Raw genomic sequence first — 2,304 nt, 5'->3', positions numbered from 1 at the left:
TAGCCAACTTACGAAAATCCTATCGGATTTTCTATTCAGTAATTATTTGCTAACTTTACGCTAAACCAACGCAACAAAATATACACAAACACGTTGGCAATAATTTAAAAAAACCTAGAATTGATTAGAATAGCAGGAATTTTATTGACAATTTTGCTTCTGTTTTCTTGTAATAAAGAAAATAAAACATCAAATCCTTTAGTAATTAAATATCAAGAAAAAGGAGTTTCCTATCAAATGGAAAACAAGATAGATAGTGCTATTTATTATTACAAAAAAGCTATAAAATTAGAACCGAATGAAATAGTAAGCATTGAAAGTTTGGTGAAAATATATTGGCTAAATGAACAGCCTCAATTAGCTTTGAAAACTATAAATGAATTACCAAATAAAACTCAGAAAAGAAGTCCTATTCTTGTTTTAAAAGGAATGACTCTTGAAAAAATGAATAGATTGAATGAAGCAATGGAATTATACAAAAAAGCGTATCATCTAATTCCTGAAATTAAATATGAAAACGAAAAAAACATTATTGAATTTATTGGTTATTTAACTTTACAAACTGTTATTGGGAAAAAGGAAAAAACCCTAAAAGAATTTAAAAAGCTGAAAGAAAAAAAATTGACTGTAACAGAAAAACAATATGTTAATTTCATAGAACCAATTATAAAAAAATATAAAGGTGGAGGATATAATAAAATTGTGGAAAATGAATAAAAACTATTGCCAACACCGTGTATAAAAAATTGCTATATTTAGCTTAATCAAAATTTGTTGCTTTTTAATCTTGTCTTAATTTTCCTGCGGAAAATCAGCCAATCTTAAAATCGCAAATTTTCATAACACAAACACGTTAGGCAAAATAAAATAGCCAATCAAACCCAAAATAGTTAATGAAATATCTAATTGTAATTCTTTTATTTAGTCTACTAAATACCAACGAATTTATTGGTCAAACAAATTATATTGAATTGGTTCAAAACGGAATTTCTATGAAAACTTTTAAAGAGAAAGTTGGAACTAAAAAATTCATAAAAGAACCACTATTCAAATATGGAATTGACAGTGAGAAAAAAGGTTTGACTTTTATCGAAGGTGGAAAAAAAATCTTCTTTGTCTGGAAAAAACAAGGTGAAACAGAAATTTCTGAAATTATAGTTTTGGACAAATCAATTTCTATAAACAATATTTCAGTTGGAAAGACATTTAATGACTTTTTGAAAATAAACCCAAATTCTAAAATTGAGTTGGATGTAGTAAATTCTGAATACGAGTATTCAGTTTCTAAAAATGGAAATTATACTGTTGAATTTATCTCTAATGAGGATAAAGTTGCAGAATATAATAAAGATTATACTGCGAAAAGAATTTTGAATAAAAATGCAAAAATTGATAGAATAAGGATATCAAAGAAGGAATGAAAACTTTGCCTAACACTGTATAAACTTTATTGCTGCTAATTTTTTCCTTCGGAAAAATACGCAGGCACAAAGTTGTTTAATAATTTGCTTAATTTTAGCATAAATAAAACGCAACAAAACTTATACGAGAAACGTTGTAGGTAATTAACAGAATGAAAAAATAGAGTTCATCTTCATCTTTCGCTTTTTTTGAATCCATTTTTGCTTCTTTAATGGTTTTAGGAATCGGAATTTTCTTTGGAATTTCATTAGAAAACATTGGGATTCAAATCTTAATTATAATTGGAAGTATTTTATTGAGTATTTGGTTAGTTTCATATCAAAGAAAAAAAGTGTTTGATATCATATTTGAGAAGGAAAAAATAAGAATTGAATATGTATACAATAATAAAAAAATTGAAATTGAATATTCTGAATTACTAACCGTTGAATATATTTCTGCTCCCAAAAATCCAACTAGGAATAAAATTGAATTTAAACTAAATGGAAATATTAAGAAATTGAAATTTTTGAGTGTTGCAGACTCTAATGAATATGTTGAATTTATAAAATTCTTGAAATCAAAAAATCAAAATATTAAATGGAAAGTTTTTCCATCTGACAATATTATGAATCATAAATTACAAGAAGTATATGGATTTAAATATCGCTAATTTGAAAAAACAAAAACTACCTACAACACCGTGTAAAAAAAATTACTTAATTTTAGCTTAATCAAAAGTTGTTGCTTTTTTAATCACTTCTATTTTCCTACGGAAAATAGCCGTTCTCAAAAATCGCAACTTTCAATACACAAACACGTTAGCCACAATATGACAAAAACCCAAATCAGGAACATAATAACAAAGATTCATTTCTACATTTTGGGATTTGCTTTATTGAA

The 2,304-nt window shown here is 25.8% G+C and carries 3 protein-coding genes; all 3 read left to right on the top strand.

Annotation, left to right across the window (positions count from 1 at the left end):
• Window positions 1-237: 237 nt before the first annotated feature.
• The 3 genes from MPF13_RS15340 (at window position 238) to MPF13_RS15330 (ending at window position 2,074) form a co-directional block, all read left to right on the top strand.
• On the top strand, window positions 238-717 hold the full coding sequence (locus MPF13_RS15340; RefSeq protein ID WP_249983641.1) for a tetratricopeptide repeat protein: 480 nt from the start codon (window positions 238-240) through the stop codon (window positions 715-717).
• 275 nt (window positions 718-992) lie between these two features.
• Entirely contained in the window at window positions 993-1,421 is a 429-nt protein-coding gene (locus MPF13_RS15335; protein WP_249983640.1) for a hypothetical protein, read from the top strand.
• 212 nt (window positions 1,422-1,633) lie between these two features.
• Window positions 1,634-2,074, top strand: a complete 441-nt coding sequence (locus tag MPF13_RS15330) for a hypothetical protein (RefSeq protein ID WP_249983639.1) — start codon at window positions 1,634-1,636, stop codon at window positions 2,072-2,074.
• Window positions 2,075-2,304: the final 230 nt, after the last annotated feature.

The sequence above is a fragment of the Polaribacter sp. Z022 genome (assembly GCF_023555495.1).
GTDB lineage: Bacteria > Bacteroidota > Bacteroidia > Flavobacteriales > Flavobacteriaceae > Polaribacter.
Note: the sequence above shows the minus strand (reverse complement) of the source record. Positions and strands in the feature narration are given on the sequence as shown.